Origin of the sequence: Singulisphaera photorubra (assembly GCF_045290345.1) — a bacterium.
Lineage (GTDB): Bacteria > Planctomycetota > Planctomycetia > Isosphaerales > Isosphaeraceae > Singulisphaera.
Window position 1 is genome coordinate 10,497,316 of record NZ_CP155447.1, and the last position, 16,872, is coordinate 10,514,187.

Genomic DNA, 16,872 nt, shown 5'->3' on the forward strand with positions numbered 1-16,872 from the left:
GACCGCTGAGCGACCAGCGTCCACCGAATCAGTTGGTCTGTGATAGGACCACGGATCCGAAATCCGTCCACAACCTGATAAATTTCGCAATCCGTTGAAATCAAAAGATTTGAGACGAGCCGAATCGGGGCCGTTTCCCGCGCCTTGGTCCATCGCGGTACGCTTTTTGAATCAAGAGTGGCGATGTGTACAGTCGCTGAGGCCAGTGCGAACCGGAGGCATGTGGCCCCGACCTCCCTTACGGACGGGGAGTGACTCACGGCGACTTGGTGACGACTCGGATCTCCGGACCCATTTCCCGAGGCCAGGCGAACCGGAACGGACCGCCACGACGAGACGCCCGCCAGGCGATCGGAACCTGGCAACGCCACTCGTTCCCTGGTCTCGGGACGATCCCAAGGTCACCAATAATTTCTTGATTGAAAGAGCAATGAGGTTTTTATGGCATCAAATGCGTCTCTCTCACGATCAACACTCCCACGCGACCTAGCGGCGGGCTCGGTCGTATTCCTTGTGGCCCTGCCGTTGTGTCTGGGAGTGGCGTTGGCATCCAACGCTCCGTTGTTCTCCGGCGTCCTGGCCGGGATCGTCGGCGGCATCTTGGTAGGAATGCTGAGCGGTTCGCAGACCAGCGTGAGCGGCCCCGCCGCTGGCTTGACGGCCATCGTGGCGGCCCAGATTGCTTCGCTGGGGTCGTTCGAAGCGTTCCTGATGGCCGTGGTCATCGCCGGCTTGATCCAGATCGCGTTGGGGGTCGCACGGGCCGGGTTCCTCGCGGCCTTCTTCCCTTCCAGCGTGATCAAGGGCCTGCTCGCCGCGATCGGTGTGATCCTGGTCCTGAAACAGATTCCCCACGTTTTGGGCCACGACCCCAATCCGGAAGGCGATATGTCCTTCCAGCAGCCGGATCACGAAAACTCTTTCTCGGAACTGTTCCAGGTGTTCGGTGATATTCACCCGGGCGCGGCGGTGATTGGTCTCGCTTCGATCGCGTTGCTGGTGGTCTGGGGCCGGTGGAAGCGGCTCAAGAACTCGTCCATCCCCGCGCCCTTGGTCGTGGTACTGCTGGGCGTTGGCCTCAGCCTCTTGTTTCGGCAACTCGGCGGGCGCTGGTTGATTGACACGAGCCACCTGGTCCAAGTGCCACTGGCCGACAGCCTGACCGGCTACCTCAAGTTCTTACAGCACCCGGACTTCTCTCAGTGGTCGAACCCGGCCGTGTACACGGCCGCCCTGACGATCGCCGCCGTGGCCTCATTGGAAACCTTGCTGAACCTGGAAGCGGTTGACAAGCTCGATCCCCAGCAGCGCGTTTCCCCGCCGAGTCGGGAACTGGTCGCCCAGGGAGTCGGCAACGTCGTCGCCGGCCTGATCGGTGGAATCCCGGTTACGTCAGTGATCGTCCGCGGGTCCGTGAACATCCATGCCGGCAGCAAGTCCAAACTCTCGGCGGTCGTCCACGGCGTATTGCTGTTGGTCAGCGTAACGTTCCTCCCGATGTGGCTGAACCTGATCCCGTTGTCCTGCCTGGCGGCGATCCTCCTGGTCACGGGCATCAAACTGGCCAGCCCAGTCTTGGTCAAGCAGATGTGGAGCGAGGGACGCTACCAGTTCCTTCCCTTCATCTTGACGGTCGTCTCCATTGTCCTGACCGACCTGCTGATCGGGATCATGATCGGACTGGCCGTCAGCATCGCCTTCATCCTCAGCAGCAACGTACGCCGGCCGATCCGCCGGATCGTCGAGAAGCACCTGGGAGGAGAGGTCATCCGGATCGAACTGGCCAATCAGGTCAGTTTCTTCAACCGGGCCGCCTTGGCCCTGGCGTTCGATGAGGTGCCCCGCGGCGGCCACCTCCTCCTCGATGCCCGGAATACAGACTATATCGACCCGGACGTGCTCAGCCTGATCCGAGACTTCACCGCGCAATCGGCACCGGTCCGCGGCGTCGAGGTCAGCCTCGTCGGATTCCGACAGGCGTACCAACTCAAGGACCAGACCCAATATGTGGATTGCTCCACCCGCGATATCCAGAGCGCCCTCACCCCGAAACAAGTACTCCAACTCCTGAAGGAGGGCCACGATCGGTTTCGGACCGGCCAACGTCTCACCCGCGACTTCGGGCGCCAGGTCAATGCCACCGCCAACGGTCAACACCCTCTGGCCGTGGTGGTCAGTTGCATCGACTCCCGGACCCCTGCCGAACTGATCCTCGACATGGGAGTGGGCGACATCTTCAGCGTTCGAGTCGCGGGCAATATCACCAGCCGTAAGGTCCTGGGCAGTATCGAATACGGCTGTGCCGTGGCCGGTGCGAAGCTGATCCTGGTGATGGGCCACACACGTTGCGGCGCCGTGACGGCGGCGGTCGACCTCGTAGGCTCGGACGTCTCGACGGCCGATGCCACCGGCTGCGAGCATCTGGACCATATCGTGAGCGATATCCAGCTCTCGATCGCCCCGCACTCCTGCCAAGGGATCGAACAACTGCCGCCGGACGAAAAGAAAGCTTTCGTCGACAATGTGGCCCGGCGCAACGTCTTGCGTGTGGTGAACGCAATGATCGAAGAGAGCCATACGCTCAACGTCCTTGTCCAGAGCGGGCGGATCGCGATCGTCGGTGCCATGTACGACGTTGGGACGGGAAGCATCGAACTGCTCCCGGCCGTGGAGAGCAACCGGATGCCAGCCCTGGACCCGGTGTGAGACCGGAATCCCGCGGCGGAATCGGACACCTGACGAAGCCGCCGAAAAAGTAGGTCCCCGCAACCAGTCCGCCCCCTCAGCTCGAGGGGGCGGACTTCGTTGATAAATCGCTCTTTTCAATAGCCTCGCTCCCGCCAGCGGGGCCGCATCCCTCAGGGAAGATTCCCGGCGAACGGCCAATCCGATTGGATCACTTCGCCTGCGGCCTCATTCGCAACGAAGTTCGACGCGAGCTATGTCTATAATGATGAAATGGGATGGTCTCGCACGGCGGTGCTTCGATAGAAAGTTCACCGAGTTCGAGACGAGGAATGCATGACTTTATGATAATTTTAACACGCATACTGCTCATTAGGATCGCAGGGCCGACTATCCTGACGAGCGTACTCTTCCTTGTCTCGAGCATCACGGCCGCGATCTACCTGCATCATCAGCAGTCCACCTCGCTCCGGATGCTTGACGAGGATCTTCAGAGCCGCCGGATCGCGGCCGACCTCCTGAGGGAGTTGCACGACCTGGCCGCCCTGCCCGAAGACCGACAGCAGGAGGCGACCCAGCTCCACGGGAAGATCCTGGGGCTGCTCGCCCGGGCGAAGCGGGCGGCCAACCTGAAGGAAGAGGCCCAGTTCGTGGGTCGGCTGGAACAGAGTTTTGATCGCTATCTCAGTCGTCGGCGGGCCGAGACGGCCTCGGCCCCGAATTCCAGGAGCGCGGCCAAGTCGGCCCTCGACCTCCTGGAGTCAGAAACGGTGCCGGCCTGCCGTGAGTTGGAACAATTCAACGCAGGGGAGATCGAACGAGCCGAGGCCACCCTCGATCGGGCAGTGACGTGGATGGCCTGGGGGTTTGTCGGAGTAGGCACCTTCGGGTCGCTCGCCGGCCTACTGCTCGGCTACGGCGTGGCCCGTGGGCTCGGGCGGACCGTGCTCCGTGCCGAGTCGCTCGCGGAGGTCGGCGAGATTGCCGCCGGCATGGCCCACGAGCTCAGGAACCCCTTGACCGCGATCAAGATGCTGGTGCAGATGAACCGGGAGGAAACCGAGGCCCAGGGCCTCCCCGTGGAGGACTTGCAAGTCATTGAGCAGGAGATCCTTCGCATGGAGGCTCGACTGAACGTGTTCATCGACTTCGCCCGACCGCCGAAGCCGGAGCGTAGGCGGGTCAACCTCATCCCGGTGGTGGACCAGACTCTGTCCTTGGTCGGTGGCCGAGCACGCAAGCAGCGGGTGACGGTGAAATTCAGCCCCCCCTCGACCCCGGTCGAGGTCGAGGCCGACGGGGAGCAGATCCGCCAATTGCTGGTCAACCTCGCCCTGAATGCGCTGGATGTCATGCCGCGCGGCGGCATCTTGGAGATCGAGCTTCGCCATCCGACGAACGAAATCGTGGAGTTGGTGGTGCTCGACTCAGGACCAGGGATCGCTCCCCGACACTTGCCCCGGCTCTACGAACCGTTCTTCACCAGCAAGGAGATGGGCCTCGGACTGGGCCTGGTCGTCTCGCAACGGATCGCGCGAGACCATGGCGGCGAACTTCGGGCGACAAACCAACCTCAAGGGGGGGCCTGTTTCGTCCTCCGTCTGCCCGCGGCACAAAAAAGGCCAGGCTAGGAGTGGACCTGAGTCTGGCGATTCGTCTCGTCAGGGTCTCTTTTGTTATCCTTGGGTTTTCCCGGAGCGTACGATGACGTTGAGGACTCAGTGAGCGCTCGGGCTTGAAGCTCCAACTCAAGCCCGGGAACCTTTTCGAGGGCGGACATGGCAACCATCCTGGTGATCGACGACGAACTCTCCATCCTCCACGCCTTCCGCCGCGCCTTCGACGACCCGGCCGACACGCTCCTGACGGCCTGCGATGGGGCCGAGGGGTTGGAACTCGTCGCCCAGAACCGGCCCGACGTCGTGGTCCTGGACCTGAACCTGCCCGACATGCTCGGCCTCGAAGTGTTCCAACAGATCCGGCAAATCGACGCACGAATTCCCGTCATTTTCATCACGGGCCAGGGGACGACCGAGACGGCCATTGAGGCGATGAAGATGGGGGCGTTCGACTATCTGCTCAAGCCCCTGGACGTCGGACGGGTCCGGGAGCAGGTCGAACGCGCCGCGGAGATCAGTCGGCTGATGCGCGTCCCCGCCGTGGTCACGGACGAGGTCCTCGCCCAGGCCCCGGCCGACGTCATCGTGGGCCGCTCTCCGGCCATGCAGGAGGTCTACAAGGCGATCGGCCTGGTTGCGCCCCAGGACCTCGCGGTCCTGATCCTGGGCGACAGCGGCACGGGCAAGGAACTGGTCGCTCGAGCCGTCTACCAGCACAGCCGCCGGGCCACCGGACCGTTCCTGGCCATCAATTGCGCCGCGATTCCCGAGACCCTCCTCGAAAGTGAGCTCTTCGGGCACGAGAAGGGCGCGTTCACCGGGGCCGACCGCAAGCGAATCGGCAAATTCGAGCAATGCTCAGGCGGGACGCTGTTCCTGGACGAGATCGGCGACATGACGCCACTGACCCAGTCGAAGCTTCTCCGGGTGCTCCAGGACGGGCGGTTCGAGCGTGTCGGCGGCAACGAGACGATCCGGACCGACGTCCGGATCATCGCCGCGACCAACCGCGACCTGGCGCAGATGGTGACGGCGGGGGAGTTCCGCGGCGACCTTTATTACCGCCTGGGCATCGTCACCATCAACGTGCCGCCGCTCCGGGAGCGGGCCGACGACCTGCCGCTCCTCGTCGAACACTTCCTCAAACGGTTCAGCCCCGAACTGGGCAAGACGGTCGTTCGGATCGCCCCAGAGGCGATGGAACTGCTCAGGCGCCATCCTTGGCCCGGCAACATCCGAGAGTTGCAAAGCGTCCTCAAGCAGGCGCTCCTGCGGGCGCAGGGGCCAGTCCTCGTCGCCGATTTCCTGCCCCCCTCGGTTCGCGGCGAGGAGGAATCCGCGGGCGCGGCCGCGGCCCCCATCGACTGGGAAGGGTTCCTCGACGATCGCCTCCGCGTGGGTTCGCAGGACCTGTACGCCGAGGCGCTCGCGCTGATGGAGCGGTCCCTGGTGACTCGTGTCCTGCGCCACACCGGGGGCAATCAGGTGCAGGCAGCCAAGCTGCTCGGAATTACACGTGGCAGCCTACGAACCAAGATCCGGACACTCGGCATCCGAATCGATCGGTCCGTCTGGTCGGGCAATGACCAGACGGGCTACTAATGGACCAGGACGCCCAGTGGCTTTACTGCCACTGTCGAATCCAACGAGACCCTCAGCTTCATTCCCACCCCCATTGCATTACAACGCAAACCCATTAACAACAATAAGTTAAAACAAGCACCAAAAAGAACAAGCGACTCTCTCTCAGCTCTGGCATCGCAATCGCGATAGAGAGTCTTGCATCTGAAGGTGCACCTCAATCGTCCCACGGCAGCAGGCCGAGCCTCGCCGTCATTTTGAAATGGATTTGCTGAATGGCCGTGGTGGCGAAAGCCACCGGCGGGGTCGACACGCGCCGTGCCTTCCAAGGCACAGCGAGTGCGTTACCTCCGCGCGCTGAATCGGCCGTCCGACCACTGGCAACCCAACGAATCAAAGGACTTCAATGCCATGACACTCTCGATCAAGCCCATGCCACGGGCAATCCGTCAGGCCAGCCATAGCAACGTCGTGACCTCGGTGGCGTTCACCCCCGACGGTGAGACCGTCGCCAGCGGAAGTTGGGACGGGACCATCAAGCTCTGGGACACCGGCAGCGGTGCTCTCAAACTGAAGCGGACGCTCCGAGGCGAATGGGATGAGGTCGAGGCGATCGCAATCACCCCCGACGGCAGCGCGATCGCGGGCCTGGGCACAGGCTTCGACGGTGCGCCGTTCGGTGCCGTAACTCTCTGGGCGTTGGAAGGGGGCAGGGGGCGTCCCTTGATTCGGGAGGGAGGCAAGCTCGATGCGATCGCGTTCTCTCCCGATGGGTTGATGCTGGCGGCGGCCAACGGAGACACCCGCAGCGTGTCGCTCTGCGAAGTCAGCACGGGCCAGGAGCTGGCGCGACTGCTGGACCACCAGGGTCCGATCTGGTCTCTGGACTTCTCCCCCGACGGCAAGCTGCTGGCCGCGGCCACCGGGACGGTGCCGGCCATGACCGAGCCGGCGGACGTCGAGCAGATCGGGGAGATCCGGCTGTGGGACCTCACTACCAGTCGCGTCCCTAAGCCACGGAACCGCTTGATCGGCCACGGATTCGGAGTCATCTCAGTGGCCTTCTCCCCCGATGGCACGACCCTGGCCACCGGCGGCTTCGATAGGGCCGTGAAGCTATGGAACGTGGCCACCGGACGGGAAATGGCAACGCTCACCGGCCACGAGGGCTGGGTCGCCGCGGCGCAGTTCTCGCCCGACGGAACGGTCCTGGCCACCGGCTCCCACGACCAAACGATCAGGCTCTGGGATGTCGCGACGCGCCAGGAGTTGGCCACACTCCGAGGGCACACCGGCAACGTCTATTCCGTCGCGTTCTCCCCCGACGGCTCACAGCTCGCCTCGGGGAGCCTCGACGGGACCGTGCGGATCTGGGATGCGGCCCAAGCGCTGGACCGGGAAGCCGCCCTGAGCCAACGACATTTCATTGGCAAAAAGGACTCACCATGAGCGGCTTCAACCAAGCGCATCCCCACCTCGAATGCGTGATCTGCGACGACAACGACGCGTGCCTGCCGCGGTGGGAAGACGACGGTGGCGGAATGGATCAGCCGCCATCGTACCCCCAAACGCTCGAGGAGGATTCCGAGCAACGCCATGGACACCATGATCGCCGGATTGACGGACCGTTCTAGGAACCGATTCGAGGACCCGACGATGGACGGCAAGCCAAGACAGAGCGAGGCGGTTCGCCGTTCTGATCTCACGAACCGCGACATCGAAACCGAGATCCTCGTGCGACTTGCACGCAGGGGCTACGACTGGACCGGTCAACGGCGAAGACCACGGGGGGCATCATGAAAAGTCATGACAATCCTGAGCAGATCCACCGACTCGAAGATCGGCTGAAGCGACGGGACACGGCAAGGATCTACCCATTCCGGCCCGACCCGGCTGAGGCGTTCACCACGGTGAGCGATCACCACGTCGCCGAGAACCCGCCGGCCTGGTTGCACACGCCGGCGCGCATCCATTGGCCGGAAGGGGCGGCGTACCAGTACCGCCTGGGACGTCATCGGCTCGCCCTGACGACCTCCGGCGTGGCGGGCCACCACGAAACGGATGTGGCCCAGGCCGAGGCCGAGTTCGCACTCGTCGTCGAGGGACCACTCCTCGTCCTCGGCGCTCGATTCGGCGAGACCATGCCCTGGGCATGGGCTCGTCCTTATCACTGGTATTTCACGGCACCGGCCAAGCGGGTCGTGCCCGCATCGATCGCCCTCACTCCCAGGACCTACGCCCGGCTCTGGGCCACACTCTGGATCACCCTGGTGGATGATCGGAACGGTCGCGTCCGGGTCCGCCGAGCCGTGGCCCTGCGGCCGGAGTTCACCCACACGCTCCACGGCGTGCTTCGGGCGCAGGCCCTCCGGCCATTCCAGGGGCCAACCGTCCAACGCGCCCTGGAGCGACTCCATGAGGCACTTCCTGTCTTGGGGTTGCGGGCGTGTGTGAGGACCAGGTGTGCTGCCGTCTCAGAGCCAATGAGCCGATGGGCCGTAACCGAGGCGGAGCGAGACAAAACGAAATCCCACATCTTGAGTAGGCAACGCAAATGACACTCACCCCAGACGCTTCGATCGTCATTACCGACGGGTATTGGATGCACATTCGCCATACCCAAATCCATCACCGACACTACCCGGAGATTCGAGGAGAAGGCCGATCGCTCGCCGACGCGGCGGCCCATCTCTCGAACCAGCTTGTCGATGCGATCGACTTCGCTCAAGCCCGAGGGAGGCGTGAGGGGATCGCACTTGCCCTCTCAGACGTTCGAGCATTCCGGAAGGCCAAACCTGTGCGGCGGTTGGCCGAACGTGGCGTCGTGGCCGCCTCGGGCGTTTCCAACATCTCATGAGTCCTTGCCAGGAGGTTTTCCATGTCTGCGAACATCCAAGATAAGGCAATTTCCCGGGAGACTTCGGATATCGGTGCGCCTCACCTCATCGCCCTGATCCGAGAGCGAGAGCGGCGACTCGCCGAGCTCCGGCGCTACGACCGGTACATCGCCCAGGCCGCGGGCCGACTTACCCTGCAAGGCTACTGGCGCACCCTCAAGCGACAAGACGAAGACGCGATCCAGCGGCTGAAGAACTGGCTGGATCACGAGGCCACCAGTGGCGTCTGACGCCCGATCGACACCGCATCCCCGTGCCAACAAGCCGATCACTCCGCACGGGGAACCCTGGCAAGATTGAGCCGGCCGAATTCGACGGTTTCCGCACCGAGGACGGTTGCCTCCCAGGCACCACAGTCCTCTCGGTGCGAGCCGGCCGAGTCTCGGCCGGCTTTGTTGACCTCATGAGCCCTGGCGACTCATCAATTGGAACAGGCGACACGCCACCATAAATAAGTGGCATGAACCCAAAAACGGTTACATCACCACATCATCATGCCTCGACATTTCGCTTGTGACAGGCGGGTCACATCCCGGATCAAGCCGGCCGACGTTCCGCCTGCCCGACGTCAACGGGCCTCGTAGAGGCATCGACAAACGCTACCGTATCACCGTTCCCCTGATCCCTCGAGGCGTTGAGAAGGCCGAGGGCGAGGGGGACGACCCCTGCCGCGTACGCGAAACGGACAACGGGGCCAGGGCCTGCAAGCCTGCGGCCGCGCTCACACTCTCAGCCAATGCTTCGCCGGGCCTGATCGGCTCGTAAGGCTTGGGACTCGCGGATCGGAATCGAGCCGCACCGGGGCATCGACAACCCAGCCCTAGCCACTTTATCATGACAAGTATCGAAGCAACGTGCGACCGGCCGCCTGACCGATCCCTCACGGCATCTGACCAGGTTCAGAGGGCGTGCGCGGATGCCGCGAAACAGTTAGCGCCGACCAAGTTCGAGGTTAGATCATGAACGGCAAGAAAATTTATATCACGCAGTTTGACCGCGATCGCTTGAACCGTTTTCTCGAACTGCCACGAGACGAAGAAGTGAACGACTATCTCGACGCCCTCCGAGCGGAACTCGACCGCGCCGTCGTGGTCACCCCGCAGGAAATACCGGCCGACGTGATCACGATGAACTCGACCGTCTCCTTGGTCGAAATCGACTCTTCGGAGGAGGAAGTTTATACGCTCGTATTCCCGAAAGACGCCGATGCCGACGAGGGGAAGATCTCGGTAACGGCCCCGCTGGGAACGGCCATGCTAGGCTATCGGGTCGGCGACGTCTTCGATTGGGAGGTGCCGATGGGCAGGAAACGCTGGCGCGTCGCCAAGGTCATCTATCAACCGGAAGCCGCGGGGAATTACGAACTCTGACCGCGTCTGCACTTGCCGTTCTTTTGAGAACCACGGAGTTCCTTCGTGGGCTTGCTGAGACAACAACTCAACTCCTCTGCTCAGGACCGACGCCCGATCGGCGATCGGCCGAGTTCTGGTCCCCGCGTCCAAGCCGGGCGACCTTCGCCAGGCCGTTAACTCCATCCCGACCTCACCCGCGCTGGATGCCGCCGACGGGGCCTTCCACACGCCCCGCCGCCGCGGAAACGCGTCGGCTGGCACTTCCAGCCTTGGCGTGACGACGGCCCCTCATCCACAGCCACGAGCGGTTGCGAAACGCCGTCCGCAACGCGAGAAATCATCCAGCGGAACTCCCCTGTGAGTCTTCAGGTCCTCCCCAGGGAGTGGCCACCTACCACTGGGTATTCGCATCAAACGGTTACCCTGGTCGGCCACCGATCAGGCGGACCGCTCGGCGATCAGGACGGAACGCGATCGGCTCGTTCCGACCCCATCCGACCCTTCCTCCGCGAAGCCACTTGATTTTCCACAACCCATTTTCCTGACACAAGATACAGCAAACCAAATCAACTTCAAACCATAAACTTTCGCTCCTGGCATCGCAATCGCTTATCAAGGTATATCGTGTGAGGGCGCACATCACCCGGCCCCTAAATCAATCAGGGCATCGCCGTCACACATGAGGAGTTTGATGAAGGATCGATGGCAAGTGCCACCGGTCGGAGTGGACGTGTTATGTGCCGGCGGGGCATAGCGCAAGCGGCTCCCCCGCGCATCGCACCAAGAACTTGACGTCTGACGAATCTCAAAAAGGGCCGCCGTCGCCTGCTCGCCCGACGGCTCAATCCCGACGTTGGGAGGCCGAGGAGGCGAGATGCCCCGGCCGATGGCGTTCGATAAGGACTGCAAAGCAAGACCATGAACACCACAAACGGCCAGCTAACCGACAGTGTCATCAGCCGGCATGAGAACCCGGCAACGAACGGCCCGGCAATTGAAGCCGGACAAGTTCGCCACTTCGGCCTCACGAACCGTGACATCGAGACGGAAATTCTCGTGAAGCTTGCAAGCAGGGCAACGAGGAGGCAGGCAACATCAGCCCGACTCACCGCCCAGTCAACCATTACGACTTCACGAGAGCATCTTTAGATTGGAGCGCATGACATGCAACTGGAAATGCGTGGGATGAATTACGAGTTGCAGGACGAACTGAAGGATCACATCGAGCGTCGGCTGCAGTTCGCCCTGGGGCGGTTCGCGGCCCGGATCGATCGGCTCGCGGTACGGATCTCCGACGTGAACGGACCACGTGGCGGGATCGACAAGCACTGCCGGATTTCCATCGCTCTGGTCCCCAGAGGCGTGGTCATGGTCGAAGGCTCGGGAGACGACCCATTCGCCCTCGTCGCCGACGCGGCGAAGCGGGCAGGGCGGTCGGTCCGACGCACCCTGGAGCGGCGACGCCGCCGCCGAGAGATCCAGATGCCAGTGGCGGCCTACTGACCATCTAGCCGCTGAACCGCGTGGTGCTCCCGGCCAGGAAACGCCGGCTCGATCGTGACTCGTGTGACCGGCCCAGAGCCCACGCTCAATCCGCTCCACGGCGGAGCAAATCAGGTGAGAACCGAGCTGAACAGAGCTGGGCTGGATCTCGCCCCGTCTGGTCGTTCTCCGACCAGTCGGGGCGTCAGACAGCCAGACGGGTCCCTGGATTCGAGGGACGCCGTTCGCCCGAGTCGCAACGACTCGAGATCGTAACCCGTTGGAGGCATTACCTATGGACGTCCAAATTGGGTCTCATTGCGGAGTACTCATGCTTCGGCATGCCCTTTGATTAAGAACCTTTGTATCCGGCGCAAGCCGGAGCCCTCCTTGCTGGATCCGTGTTCGACATAACGTGTTTCGACCCTCTCTCTGGGCTGAAGGAGACACAACAAATGTACGCGCGATTTGGTTGCTTGACCGTCCTCCCCTGGATTTTGTTCGCTCAGATGTCATGGGACATGAGCGCGGTACCGGTCGTCGCCGCGACTTCGGCACTCTACGAGGTGCCCCCAGAAATCAACGACCGAGGAGGGGTCTTCGACAAGCAGGTGAAACGAGGGGCACGCGAGGCCCTGAGACAATTCCGCTACCATTACCGCGTCCTGATCCTGGTCGAGACAGTCGACTCGCTCGATGGTGAGCCGATCAACGACGCGGCCCTGCGGCGAGCACGCCCGCTCGGGAAAGATGGGATCTACATTCTGATGGCCCGCCAGGAGCGAGACGCTGCCGTGGTCGTCGGCCTCAACAAGGCGCACGGACTCCTTACGGGACCGGACCGCGCCAACATTCGTGAGGCCTTCCTCGGGCCGTTCCGGGCTGGCGACGCAAACGGCGGGCTCGAAAAAGGGGTCCGGACGATCGGAACCACGCTGGCCAACGCATCCGCCACCAAACCGAAATCGAACGCACGGGATGTGATGTTCCCCGCGACAATCCTCTTCGCACTTTTGGCCGTCTTGGTGGCACTCCAGATGGGAACAACCGACGAAGACAGGAGAAAGCGCCGGCAACGCACGTCACTGCGCCCCCGCGAGACGGTGCTAAGAGGTCGACATAGCTGTGGGCCAGGTCAAGCCCTGGGGCAGCTTCACTAACACGCTCGAGCGGTTTTCGTTCGGGTCGTACACTCAGTGGAGAAAGCAGGGAACCGACTCCTGGTTCCGCCCCAACGGGGGCATTCCCAGTCAGCCCGGGGGGTAACGCTCCGAGAAAGCGAGACGAGAGCCTGGTTTGCGGGGAGCCGATTGAGGCCGCAAACCGGATGACCCTGGGGCCACGGATTCCGGACCGGGAACCTGTGAGCCGGGGCCTCGCCTGATCGACACGGGTTCCGCGTGTACGGAACCCGTGGGCACCCCCGGGCTGACTGGAAAGACCCCCGTTGGGGCTGAATGTTCAATAACCGTAGCCACCCAGAAGAAAAAAAAACGCAGGAAGGCCAGAGCCAACGGCTTCGCTCAGCCTAGTCGGGGCGTTGGATTCCCATCGCCTTGATTCGCGAGGCGAGCGTCGTCGCCTTGACCCCGAGCAATTCCGCGGCCCCTCCTTTGCCGGAGACCTTCCAGTGGGTAAAGCGGAGCGCCGCGAGCAGATTCTCACGCTCCAGCGACTCCACCTCGGCGTAGCTGAACAATCGGCCCGCCGCGATGGGAGAGCCGGCCCCCTTCGGTTCTGCCCCGAACGCCCCGGAATGCTGTGGCGTTCGGGCGTTCACCGAGGCAGGGAGGTCGAGACGAAGCAAACCCGTCCGTGAGGCGATCGCGGCCCGCTCGATCACGTTTTGCAGTTCCCGAATGTTCCCCGGCCAGGTGTAGCTTTGCAGTTCGGAGACATGGGCCGGGCTCAGCAGACACTCGGGAATGCCCAGCCGCCGACAACTCAGCCTCATGAAGTGGGCCGCCAGAAGTGGTACGTCGTCGATTCGATCCCGGAGCGGCGGAACGACGATCGGAAAGACGGAGAGCCGATAATAAAGGTCCTGGCGGAACCGGCCGCCGTCCACTTCCGCCTTCAAATTCTGATTCGTCGCCGCGATGATCCGCACGTCCACCGTGCGGGATCGCTCCTCGCCGACCCGCTCGAACGTCCGCTCCTGCAGGACTCGCAGTAGCTTCCCCTGCATATCGAGCGGGATCTCGCCCACTTCATCAAGAAAGAGCGTCCCTCCCGCAGCCAACTCAAACCGGCCGATGCGGTCGCGCACGGCGCCTGAGAAAGAGCCCCGAGCGTGGCCAAAGAACTCGCTCTCGAACAGCTCTCGCGGAACCGAGGCGCAGTTGACCTTGATCATCGGACCGTTGCGCCGCCCCCCTTGTTCGTGAAGCGCCCGCGCGATCAGTTCCTTGCCGGTGCCCGATTCCCCAAGTATCAGGACGCCGGCATCGGTCGGACCGACCAGGTCGACCTGCTCGAGAACCCCCCTCAAAGCAGGGCTGTTGCCGACGATGTCCCCGAACGCGGAGGCGGCCTTGACCTCATCGCGGAGGTAGACGTTTTCGAGTTCGACCCGATTGCGAAGCCGCTCGATCTCCTCGAAGGCCCGAGCATTCGCGATGGCGGCCGCCGCATGATCGGCGATCATCCGGAGCCAGACGAGTAGATCGCCGTCGAGGCGGGCTCGGAGGAATACCCCCAAGACGCCAAGAACTTGCCCCCGATGAAGCAAAGGCTGGCCGGCAAAACCACGGATCCGCTCCCGACGAGCCCAACCCGGATCGGCCAGCCACGTCCCGTCCTCCTGAAGGTCGGGGACCTCGATCGCCTCGGCGCGCGAGGCGATCAACCCGACCTTGTAAACGCCGATCGGAAAGCGGCGAAACCGGCCGCCCAGTCCGGACCAATCCCTCTCGTCCTCGAGCGATCGCCCCGCACTCGAGACGAGGTGCAAGCAGGCGGTCTGATCCGGACACTGAGCGATCATCGGACAGGTCGGACAGATGTCTCCTCGATCGAGCAGCCAGACCCGAGCCAACGCCGCTTCGGGAAGCTGGGACAGACGATCGACAATCAGATGGAGTAAGGCCTCGACCGATCGCTCCTGGGCCATGTCCAGCAGGAGCCGTCGGTACGGCCCAATTCCAGGAATCGGCTCAATCCGCATCGATATACTCGCAAACCCTCGTCCTCGATCTCCTGACTCTACGAAATCTCGTCAGAAAAACACGAGATTTCGTGCATTTCAACGATTTCACGATTCCAACGGCCCCCGATAGTTCAACACAACCAATGATCCACTAATGACTTACTGCAAACCAAAGTCATTGGCACGTTCCGTGCATTCTCCTCTTCTGACGAAGACCGAACCACGGGCGAGCTTCGTTTCCAGGCTTCGTCTCGTCCGTTCTGACCTCGAGGGAATCGCGTGATGTCCGCTCATTGGGCCAGCCGGATCGACGAGAGGGAGGTGGGCTCCGGAAAGATTGTCGACCTCGTCGGTGCGGGGGGAAAGTCGCCTCGTCCCTACCCGGTTTTCCCTCGGAGCCTCCATGAAGATGGTCCGTCGCGAGTGATCCCTCTAGAATCAGGGAGGAAACTCGACGGCCCGGATTCGGCGACGGCCGGCCTGGCCTTGAATCCGAACTTCATCCGCCTCCGGCCCGGGGAACCCGTGGCCACTCATGCAAACGCGACCGCGGAGTTCTATTACGTTCTCCGCGGCCATGGTCGTAGCCGTACCGGCGATCAGGCTACGGAATGGCGCCGCGGAGATTCTTTCCTCCTGCCTTCCGGTCAGACGGCGATCCATGCGGCGTCCGAGGATTCCGCCTTGTTCTGGGTCCATGACGAGCCACTACGCAGCGCGATGGAAACGGGCGCCCCCCGACCGAAATTCGAACCAACGATCGTTCGGCCCGAGGGACGAAATGTCTCACCGACCGACGAAGCGTCCGATCCTGGGCCCAGTCCCTGGAGTTTTCTGAGCGTTCGCTCGTTCGATCAGACCACCGGGCTCCGCTCGATGGTCGACGTGCTGCCAGGGGCTTACACCCGCCCCGCTCAGCTCTCCCGATCGACAACCCTGCATCTGATCCTCGACTGCCAACCCGGCGGCGCCACGCTGATCGGCAAGCGACTTGACGGCCGTGGGCGTATCATAGAACCGGTGCGCGTGGACTGGGATCCAGCCTCGGCGATTGTCAATTCGCCGGGCACATGGTTCGCTCACATCAATAACTCAAAATTCGAGGCTCACCTGTTGCCGTTGGAAATCCTGGATTTACGCTCGGCGCTCAGCGGCCTGGCCCCGGATGCAGACTTGCACGCCATGCTCGGCCAGTTCCATTTTGAGTCCCCCCTGGACCGTCCTGGAACGCGAACGGTTCACCGACCTCAATGATCTCTGGTCCCCTTTATTGCGGAAGAGAAACACGATGGTCACGATCTCAAATCACCGTTTCAGTCTCCGGGCCATCCTCCGTCAGCGCTGCTCGGAGTGCGGCGAGGGGCGGGTCTTCGACGGGACATTCCGGATGAACGAGCGCTGCCCCGTCTGCCACGTGAAGTTCGAACGCGGGCCCGGCTACTTCACCGGCGCGATGTATTTCAGTTACGCCCTCGGCATCCCGATCATCGCGGCCGGGGTCCTGCTCGGGAAACTCTGGCTGGCCCCAACCTGGCCCCTCCACTGGATTACCCTCGTGGTCTGGGCCTGTTTCCTTCCGCTCGCCCCGGCTGTCTTCCGCTACTCCCGGATTCTCTTTATCCACTTCGACCGCTACTTCGACCCGGACGGGGCGGGTGACTGAACCTGGCCCGCCACGCGTTGCCTCTTCGAGATTTGCCGCAGGAGATGCGGTGAGGCCGCCCTGGCTGAAGCGTGTGACCAGAACCGATGGTTTCGAACCGCGAATCGAGTCAAAGTCGATGAACTACCTGACTTATATCGGTGGCTTCCTGTTCGTCTTGTTCCTTTTCGGGTGGTGCTTCCTCGCCATCGGAATCCTGGGACGAGGTTGGTTCCTCTTTACAAACAAGAACTCCAAGGACAATCCTCAGCGATAAACCCGGAGCGAGCCAGTCCTTGAGACTTCGGCCGGGCCAACCGGGCGACACTTGGAGCATGAGGACACGGGCCAACCGGGCGACACTTGGAGCATGAGGACATCTGCGGGCTCAGAGGACTCACAACGAAAACCGCGACACCAAGAATCCCTACATTCCGCTCAATCCATCCGAACAACAACAAGGCCA

15 protein-coding genes are annotated in these 16,872 nt (G+C 62.6%); 14 read left to right on the forward strand and 1 reads right to left on the reverse strand.

Going from position 1 to position 16,872, the window contains the following annotated elements; all coding sequences use genetic code 11:
* The first annotated feature begins 441 nt into the window (after window positions 1-441).
* From V5E97_RS39190 to V5E97_RS39240, 11 genes are all read left to right on the forward strand, one after another.
* Window positions 442-2,706: a bifunctional SulP family inorganic anion transporter/carbonic anhydrase gene (locus V5E97_RS39190; RefSeq protein ID WP_406696979.1), complete on the forward strand. Its 2,265-nt coding sequence runs from the start codon at window positions 442-444 to the stop codon at window positions 2,704-2,706.
* A gap of 323 nt (window positions 2,707-3,029) precedes the next feature.
* Window positions 3,030-4,316 (forward strand): sensor histidine kinase, encoded by a 1,287-nt coding sequence (locus V5E97_RS39195; protein ID WP_406696980.1) that lies wholly within the window; start codon window positions 3,030-3,032, stop codon window positions 4,314-4,316.
* Window positions 4,317-4,463: 147 nt separating this feature from the next.
* A complete protein-coding gene (locus V5E97_RS39200) occupies window positions 4,464-5,906 on the forward strand; it encodes a sigma-54-dependent transcriptional regulator (RefSeq protein ID WP_406696981.1) in 1,443 nt (480 codons plus the stop codon).
* A 390-nt stretch (window positions 5,907-6,296) separates the two neighbouring features.
* Window positions 6,297-7,334 carry a WD40 repeat domain-containing protein gene (locus V5E97_RS39205; RefSeq protein WP_406696982.1) on the forward strand — a complete coding sequence of 346 codons (1,038 nt, stop codon included), beginning with the start codon at window positions 6,297-6,299 and terminating at the stop codon, window positions 7,332-7,334.
* On the forward strand, window positions 7,331-7,519 hold the full coding sequence (locus V5E97_RS39210; protein ID WP_406696983.1) for a hypothetical protein: 189 nt from the start codon (window positions 7,331-7,333) through the stop codon (window positions 7,517-7,519). Before V5E97_RS39205 ends, V5E97_RS39210 begins: the two co-directional genes overlap by 4 nt.
* A 162-nt stretch (window positions 7,520-7,681) precedes the next feature.
* Window positions 7,682-8,443 carry a hypothetical protein gene (locus V5E97_RS39215; protein WP_406696984.1) on the forward strand — a complete coding sequence of 254 codons (762 nt, stop codon included), beginning with the start codon at window positions 7,682-7,684 and terminating at the stop codon, window positions 8,441-8,443.
* Window positions 8,440-8,742 (forward strand): hypothetical protein, encoded by a 303-nt coding sequence (locus V5E97_RS39220; protein WP_406696985.1) that lies wholly within the window; start codon window positions 8,440-8,442, stop codon window positions 8,740-8,742. Before V5E97_RS39215 ends, V5E97_RS39220 begins: the two co-directional genes overlap by 4 nt.
* Window positions 8,743-8,763: 21 nt before the next feature.
* Window positions 8,764-9,012 (forward strand): hypothetical protein, encoded by a 249-nt coding sequence (locus V5E97_RS39225; protein WP_406696986.1) that lies wholly within the window; start codon window positions 8,764-8,766, stop codon window positions 9,010-9,012.
* A 729-nt stretch (window positions 9,013-9,741) separates the two neighbouring features.
* Complete coding sequence (rnk, locus tag V5E97_RS39230) at window positions 9,742-10,152, forward strand: nucleoside diphosphate kinase regulator (protein ID WP_406696987.1); 411 nt, start codon at window positions 9,742-9,744, stop codon at window positions 10,150-10,152.
* Between the two features lie 1,146 nt (window positions 10,153-11,298).
* The gene (locus V5E97_RS39235) at window positions 11,299-11,637 is read left to right on the forward strand and encodes an HPF/RaiA family ribosome-associated protein (protein WP_406696988.1); all 339 of its coding nucleotides are present in this window, start codon (window positions 11,299-11,301) and stop codon (window positions 11,635-11,637) included.
* Window positions 11,638-12,071: 434 nt separating this feature from the next.
* A complete protein-coding gene (locus V5E97_RS39240; protein ID WP_406696989.1) occupies window positions 12,072-12,776 on the forward strand; it encodes a TPM domain-containing protein in 705 nt (234 codons plus the stop codon).
* A 368-nt stretch (window positions 12,777-13,144) separates the two neighbouring features.
* On the opposite strand, the gene V5E97_RS39245 is transcribed toward V5E97_RS39240, so the two are convergent.
* Window positions 13,145-14,782 carry a sigma-54-dependent Fis family transcriptional regulator gene (locus V5E97_RS39245; RefSeq protein ID WP_406696990.1) on the reverse strand — a complete coding sequence of 546 codons (1,638 nt, stop codon included), beginning with the start codon at window positions 14,780-14,782 and terminating at the stop codon, window positions 13,145-13,147.
* A gap of 264 nt (window positions 14,783-15,046) precedes the next feature.
* Here V5E97_RS39245 and V5E97_RS39250 point away from each other — a divergent pair, with 264 nt between their 5' ends.
* The 3 genes from V5E97_RS39250 (at window position 15,047) to V5E97_RS39260 (ending at window position 16,683) form a co-directional block, all read left to right on the forward strand.
* The gene (locus V5E97_RS39250; RefSeq protein ID WP_406696991.1) at window positions 15,047-16,018 is read left to right on the forward strand and encodes a cupin domain-containing protein; all 972 of its coding nucleotides are present in this window, start codon (window positions 15,047-15,049) and stop codon (window positions 16,016-16,018) included.
* A 34-nt stretch (window positions 16,019-16,052) separates the two neighbouring features.
* Window positions 16,053-16,427, forward strand: a complete 375-nt coding sequence (locus V5E97_RS39255; RefSeq protein WP_406696992.1) for a DUF983 domain-containing protein — start codon at window positions 16,053-16,055, stop codon at window positions 16,425-16,427.
* Window positions 16,428-16,545: 118 nt separating this feature from the next.
* Window positions 16,546-16,683 carry a hypothetical protein gene (locus V5E97_RS39260; protein WP_406696993.1) on the forward strand — a complete coding sequence of 46 codons (138 nt, stop codon included), beginning with the start codon at window positions 16,546-16,548 and terminating at the stop codon, window positions 16,681-16,683.
* The last annotated feature ends 189 nt before the right edge of the window (window positions 16,684-16,872 follow it).